This is a genomic window from Mesorhizobium sp. P5_C1 (assembly GCF_054049815.1).
On sequence record NZ_JBFULQ010000338.1, the window covers coordinates 1 to 6,096 of the forward strand.

Genomic DNA, 6,096 nt, shown 5'->3' on the forward strand with positions numbered 1-6,096 from the left:
CCATCACCCAGGGCGGCGGCGGCAGCACGGCGAKCGACGCGTCTTTCCCCGCGCATACGCCGATCGGCGACCTGACGTTTTCCTGAAGCCTATCGCAATTACTCCAGAGTGATGACGTTGGGTCTCTGGGTTTAAAAAAATAAGAGAGTCGGGGGCACTGMCTCCGACTCCCCTTTCATTGCCTGGAACTGCGAAGCGTAGTGTAAGCGAGGTTTTGRGATGAACTGGAAGCAATCCGGCCAGGATTTGGCCGACCAGGATTTGGCCGACCGATATTCAGCCGACCACGTTCGTGTGAGTGCGACCAAGGATGCCGTGGCTTGCGAGTTCGGCGATGGCCTGGCGCTCCTCAATCTGAAATCCAACATCTATTACAGCCTGAACGGCGTCGGCGCCTTCATCTGGGATTTGATCCAGGAGCCCAGGTCGATCGCGGAGATCCGCAGTGCGGTGCTTGCGCGCTACAACGTCGACCCGGAGCGCTGCCAGGCCGACGTCGAGGCACTGCTGAAGGGCCTGGCCGATAACGGGCTTGCGAGGCTTGATCATGAGGAACTTGTCTAAGCAGGTTCCGCATAAGGCCATGGTTTTGCGGCAGGAACCCGCGACCGAAAGGAGCCCCCAGCAGAGAAGGCGCAGGCAAGGCCGGCGAAGCCTGTTTGGCATTCTCTCCCTGAGCGGCTCGGAAATGATCTTCCTTAGCCGCTGCCTGCTCGTGGTCGCGGCGGTTCGGCTGGGACTGACACTGTTGTCCTACAACCGTGTTCGCAGCCTGGTGACGCGGCTTGACGCGCGACAGTGCGCCAGCATGGGCGAACTGCGGCGCGTCGCCTGGGGGGTTGCCGCAGCGGCCCGTTTCGTTCCCTACGCCACGTGCCTGACCCAGGCGCTTTCGGGTCAATACATGCTTGCTCGACAGGGCAATGCCTCGAAGATACGCATCGGCATCGAACGCGGCACGGGCGAGCAACTCAAGGCGCATGCCTGGCTGGTCAGCGACAATCATATCGTGCTTGGCGGATCGATCGACGGTTTCGCCCATCTGGTCGACCACGGCAACTGATGAGCGGCGTGGCCGGAATCCTGCTTCGACAGGGGCACGCGGCAGCGGCCCGGGGGCACACACCGGCGGTCGCGGCGGCCGATATCCAGCAGATGCTGGCGCGCATGCGCCATCGCGGCCCCGACGGAAATTCGTGGTGGCTGGACACCGGCATCGCGCTTGGCCACGCCTGGCTCAACACCACCGATGAAGCCGGCCCCGGTCCGCTGACGATGGCCGACGGCAAGCTCGCCATCACCGCCGACTGCAGGCTCGACAACCGTGACGAGCTGCTGGCAAGGCTGGGCATCCGCGACAGGTCGGTCGCCGATGCGACCTTGCTGATGCGGGCCTATCTGCGTTGGGGCGAAGCCTGCCCCGTGCATCTGCAAGGCGATTTCGCATTCGCCATCTGGGATGCCGAGCGGCAGCTGCTGTTTTGCGCGCGCGACCATTTCGGGGTCAAACCGTTCTACTACCATGCGGCGGATCGGCGTTTTGCCTTTGCGTCGGAGATCGGGCCGATCCTTGGCGTCGAGGGGGTTGGCGGACATGTCTCCGAGCACCAGATCTCCGGGTTTCTGGCCGGGCTTCCCGATGACCCGCAGGCGACACCCTACAGCGACATCTTCAGCTTGCCGGCGCGCCACAGCCTAACCGTCACCGGCCAACAGGTGGTGCTGCGCCGTTACTGGCAGATCGAGCCGTCGCAACGACCGATACGGTCGGATGCGCCTGAGGAATTCGCCCATCTGTTCTCGCAATCGGTGCGCAATCGCATGCGGGGAACCTCGGCGGTCGGCGCGATGCTGAGCGGCGGCCTCGATTCCTCCTCGATCGCCTGTGTCGCCGGCCTGCAGAACGCCGCCGAGCGCAAGCCGAGGCTGCCCACCTTCTCGCTAATTTTCGAAAAGGGCTCGTCGATGGACGAGCGCCCGTTCATCGATGCGGTGCTGGATCAGCAGAAGGTCGACGGAACGCTGATTCCAGTCGGAAACTATGCGCCATTCGCCGAGTTCGAACGGGTGCTGGAAGAGCAGGAAGGGACGTTCCTGGCGCCGGGCCTGACGCTGACCCGCGGCATCTACCGGACTGCCGGCACAAAGGGCATCAAGGTGCTGCTGGACGGCCATGGCGGCGACGAGGTCGTTTCACAAGGTCATGGCCATCTGCATGAGCTTGCCAACGCCGGCCGATGGATGGATCTGTGGCGTGAGATCCGCAGCGCCTCCGACACCTATGGCGACAGCACGCTGGGCCTGTATTTCCAGTTCCTGACCCTCTACGGGCCGGCCTGGCGGATCGCGAGACTGAGGCATATGGCGAACCGCATCCTGAACAGGATACGCAGGCCGGCGCAGGCGCCGCGCGGCCGAGGCTGGCGCGACCTGGTCAATCCGGACCTGGCCAGGCGCACCGAGCTTGTGGACCGATTTCACCGAGCCGGATACATGCCGCCCGGCGTCCAGGCCAGCGACGCCTTGAGCCATCGCTGGATCCTGTCGAATGGTTATGTCCCGCATGCTTTCGAGGTTCTCGACAAGGCTGCCGCCAATTTCGGCGTCGAGCCGCGCTATCCGTTCTGGGACAAGCCGCTGGTCGAGTTCTGCCTCGGCCTGCCCGGTGAGGAAAAGCTCAGCCACGGCTTTGGTCGCTATGTGCTGCGCCGCGCCATGGAAGGCGTGCTGCCGGCAGCGGTTCAGTGGCGGCGCGACAAGATCGACTTCACCGCCAATCTCGTCAACGGCATGCTGCGCAACCACCGCGACCTCTTGGAACAGCTGCTGATCTCGGATGCGAGCCGCATCGCGCCCTACGTCAATCTCCCCCAGGTGAGTGCTGCCTATGCGCGGCTGCTGCGTCAGCCCGATCGGGCGGCGCCTTTGGATGTCCAGTATGTCTGGCGCTCGGCATCGCTGTCGCTCTGGCTGCGGCAGCTCCAGCACAGCGGGAGCCCCGCATGATGCCGCGCAATGAGCCGCTCGCCGCATACAGTGATCATCACCGCCCGCATAGCCGGATCACGAGAGAGCGCCGCTTCTACCGCGCCTATGGCCTGACCATCGCATCCGAGGTGACGTTGCCCGAACTGGAGCCGACGGCGCCTGGGGCGGCGGACGTCGTGATCGCCGTCGGCCCGATCGACCTGCCGAAACCCGGCTTGGAAGCCGCGACCGAGTTTCGGTTCGAAGCGGAGCGGCAATATCTCGCATGGCATGCCGTCGGCACATTCCTGATCAGCGATGGCTGCCGCATCGACGTCGAACCCGCGCCCGGCGTCGACGACACGCTGATCGCGTTTCCACTGCTGGGTCCGGTGATGGCGCTGCTGCTGCATCGGCGCGGCCTGCTCGTCCTGCACGCCAGTGCCATTGCGGTCGCCGGCACGAGCGCCATCTTCATGGGCGACAAGGGCGCCGGCAAGTCGACGACGGCAAGCGCGATGATCCGGGCCGGACACGACCTGCTTACCGATGATGTCGTGGCGCTGGACCTCGCCAATCCGGGTCAGCCGATGATCGTTCCGGGTTTTCCGCAGATCAAGCTGGCAGCCGACGCCGCGGCGGCGATCTCGCTCGGAGAAGCCGAGGTGCGACCGCAAGTGCATCCGGCAATCGACAAGATGCAGCATCGCCTGAATGGCGCCTTTTCCGGCAACAGGGTGCCTGCGACCAGGATCTATATCCTCGAGCGCGGCGAAAAGGCTGCCATCACGCCGTTGCCCGGCATCGCCGCCCTGCCGGCCATCATCAAATTCTCCTATGTGACGCGGTTCGGCCGCGTGGCCCTGCCAAGCGATCTTGCAGAAGTGCATCTTCGGCAATGCGCGCGGCTGGCTGACCATGTCGGCGTTCGACGCCTCGAAGTCCCGACGGGCCTCGACAGGATCGGTGAGGCCGTGGACATGATCGAAAGGGATCTGGCGGCCGGGAATCTGGCGACTGATCGTATGCGGTCGTGAGCGCAATCATGTCGAAGTTCTCAATCCTTCGCCTGTCGCTGTTTCGAGACGTTGCCGCATTCGGCGCCGCCATTGCCCAGATCGGCGGCCGGCGAACCTGGACGGCGCTGCTCTTCCTGATCCTCGGCAGCCTGACCGAAGGTATCTCCATCCTGCTGCTGGTGCCGCTGCTGCATCTGGTCGGACGCCCCGACCAGGATTTTGCGGTCAAGCTGCCGAACAATGATTTCGTACGCTGGCTGGTGCCGGACGGAACGCTGCAACTGACGACCGTGCTTTGCCTGCTGGTCGGGCTTGTTGCCGTGCAGGCGGCGTTCAACCGCTTCAAGTCGGTCTACATGGCCAAACTGCTGTTCGATTTCATCAACCGCGTGCGCATGAATCTGTTCGAGAGCATCGGCAAGGCACGCTGGGGCGTCTTCACGCGCATGCGCAGTTCCGATCTCGACCATGCCCTGACCGGCGATATCGACCGCGTCCAGGGCGCTGCCTTCTCGCTGTTGATGCTGGTGCAGATCGCCGTGCTCCTGGCCGGCTATCTGCTGGTTTCAGTGTTCATCTCGTCGGCGATGACGCTGTTTGCGGTCATTATCGGCATCGTGATGTTCGTGGCGCTGCAGCCGTTTCGATCGCGGGCCACCGCCTTTGGCCGGGTTCTGACCGCCAATCGCCAGGATCAGTACCGGACGGTTTCGGAATTCCTGGGCGGCATCAAGGTGGCCAAGAGCCTGAATGTCGAGGCGACCTATTTCGCACAGCTGCAAGCGACGCTCGAAAAGATGAAGGCCGACAATGTCGACTATGTGCGCAACAGCACGATCGGCACCGCGGTGTTCCAGGTGGCGAGCGTCGTTGGTTTGAGCCTGTTCATCTATGTGGCACTGGTCCGCTTCAACCTGTCGCTGGCCGAGATCGTCGTCCTGCTGCTGGTTTTCATGCGAATCGCGCCGCGCTTCATGGACATGCAGACGCAGGCCCAGCAGGTCTTGATCAATCTGCCCGCCTATACGGCGATGCGCGGCATGCAGGCGCGTTTCGACGCCGAACGCGAGCCGGGCGATGCCGAAACCAGCGACGGCGGCAAGCTGTCTCTGGCAACCGGCCTCAACATCGGGGACGTCTGTTTCGGCTATAGCGACGACCCGGCCAAGATGGTCGTCAGGGACATCACCTTCGGCCTGCCGGCCGGCAAGGTCACCGCGCTGATCGGCCCCTCCGGCTCGGGCAAGAGCACGATCGCCGACATTCTGCTCGGCCTGCTCGAGCCGACCGCCGGCACGATGCTCGTCGATGGCGTCGAGATCGATGCCGGCAACCGGCGCCGCTGGCGCGATCAGGTGGCCTATGTGCCGCAGGACGTGTTCCTGCTGCATGACACGATCGCGGCGAACCTGCGCCTTGCCGCGCCGCAAGCCAGCGATGACGATCTGTGGACCGCGCTGCGCTCGGCGCACGCCGGCGAATTCGTCGAACGGCTCGACATCGGGCTCGAGACGGTGGTCGGCGACCGCGGCGTGCGGCTTTCGGGCGGCGAACGCCAGCGCATTGCGCTTGCGCGCGCGCTGCTGCGCAAGCCGTCCCTGCTCATCCTGGACGAGGCCACCAGCGCGCTCGACTGGCAGAACCAGTCGCTGATCGCCCAGTCGATTGACGGATTGCGCGGCACCATGACGATCCTGACCATCGCGCACCGGCCGTCAATGATCGCCTTCGCCGACTGGGTGGTGGCAATTGAAAACGGCCGCATTGTCGAAGTCGGGCAATATCAGCGGCTGAAGGAAAAAGCCGGCAGCCGATTGTCGCGGATGCTTTTGGGCGAACAGTCCGAGAGCCAGCCCGCTAACGTTGCGTGAGGCTGCCAGGCTTCTGGTTAGTGCAGGCTTCGCCTGGCGCTGCCCAGCTTCTCGCCTTCGGCCACCTCGGGCGCATTCAGCTTTCTCTCCGCGTCGCGAGCCATGTCGGCCGGCGTCGGCGGGCTTCTGGCGATCATGGCATAGACGAGCACGAAGTAGCCCGCCTGAATGATAATTGCGCAGATGATGACGCGGATCAGCGTCGTACCGATCGAAGCGCCGCCTAGCCAGGACCAGGC

6 protein-coding genes are annotated in these 6,096 nt (G+C 64.1%); 5 read left to right on the top strand and 1 reads right to left on the bottom strand.

All coding sequences use genetic code 11. From position 1 onward, the window contains the following. Nucleotides 1-219 precede the first annotated feature (219 nt). The 5 genes from ACXJ7R_RS22355 (at nt 220) to ACXJ7R_RS22375 (ending at nt 5,857) form a co-directional block, all read left to right on the top strand. Nucleotides 220-564 carry a PqqD family protein gene (locus ACXJ7R_RS22355; RefSeq protein WP_457153752.1) on the top strand — a complete coding sequence of 115 codons (345 nt, stop codon included), beginning with the start codon at nt 220-222 and terminating at the stop codon, nt 562-564. Between the two features lie 124 nt (nt 565-688). Then, complete coding sequence (locus tag ACXJ7R_RS22360; RefSeq protein ID WP_457153753.1) at nt 689-1,063, top strand: lasso peptide biosynthesis B2 protein; 375 nt, start codon at nt 689-691, stop codon at nt 1,061-1,063. Beyond that, nucleotides 1,063-3,006, top strand: coding sequence for a lasso peptide isopeptide bond-forming cyclase (locus tag ACXJ7R_RS22365; protein WP_457153754.1), 1,944 nt, complete (start codon nt 1,063-1,065; stop codon nt 3,004-3,006). The genes ACXJ7R_RS22360 and ACXJ7R_RS22365 overlap by 1 nt, the downstream gene beginning before the upstream one ends. Continuing rightward, entirely contained in the window at nt 3,003-4,004 is a 1,002-nt protein-coding gene (locus ACXJ7R_RS22370) for a serine kinase (RefSeq protein WP_457153755.1), read from the top strand. Before ACXJ7R_RS22365 ends, ACXJ7R_RS22370 begins: the two co-directional genes overlap by 4 nt. An 8-nt stretch (nt 4,005-4,012) precedes the next feature. Further along, nucleotides 4,013-5,857 carry an ABC transporter ATP-binding protein gene (locus ACXJ7R_RS22375; protein WP_457153756.1) on the top strand — a complete coding sequence of 615 codons (1,845 nt, stop codon included), beginning with the start codon at nt 4,013-4,015 and terminating at the stop codon, nt 5,855-5,857. A 17-nt stretch (nt 5,858-5,874) separates the two neighbouring features. On the opposite strand, the gene ACXJ7R_RS22380 is transcribed toward ACXJ7R_RS22375, so the two are convergent. Next, a partial coding sequence (locus ACXJ7R_RS22380; protein ID WP_457153757.1) for an exopolysaccharide production repressor exox occupies nt 5,875-6,096 on the bottom strand: 222 nt, incomplete at its 5' end.

Excerpts from the sequence above, each read along its gene's own strand:
- ACXJ7R_RS22370 (WP_457153755.1), top strand. The coding sequence starts at position 3,003 with ATGATGCCGCGCAATGAGCCGCTCGCCGCATACAGTGATCATCACCGC.
- ACXJ7R_RS22375 (WP_457153756.1), top strand. The coding sequence starts at position 4,013 with ATGTCGAAGTTCTCAATCCTTCGCCTGTCGCTGTTTCGAGACGTTGCC.
- ACXJ7R_RS22360 (WP_457153753.1), top strand. The coding sequence starts at position 689 with ATGATCTTCCTTAGCCGCTGCCTGCTCGTGGTCGCGGCGGTTCGGCTG.
- ACXJ7R_RS22355 (WP_457153752.1), top strand. The coding sequence starts at position 220 with ATGAACTGGAAGCAATCCGGCCAGGATTTGGCCGACCAGGATTTGGCC.
- ACXJ7R_RS22365 (WP_457153754.1), top strand. The coding sequence starts at position 1,063 with ATGAGCGGCGTGGCCGGAATCCTGCTTCGACAGGGGCACGCGGCAGCG.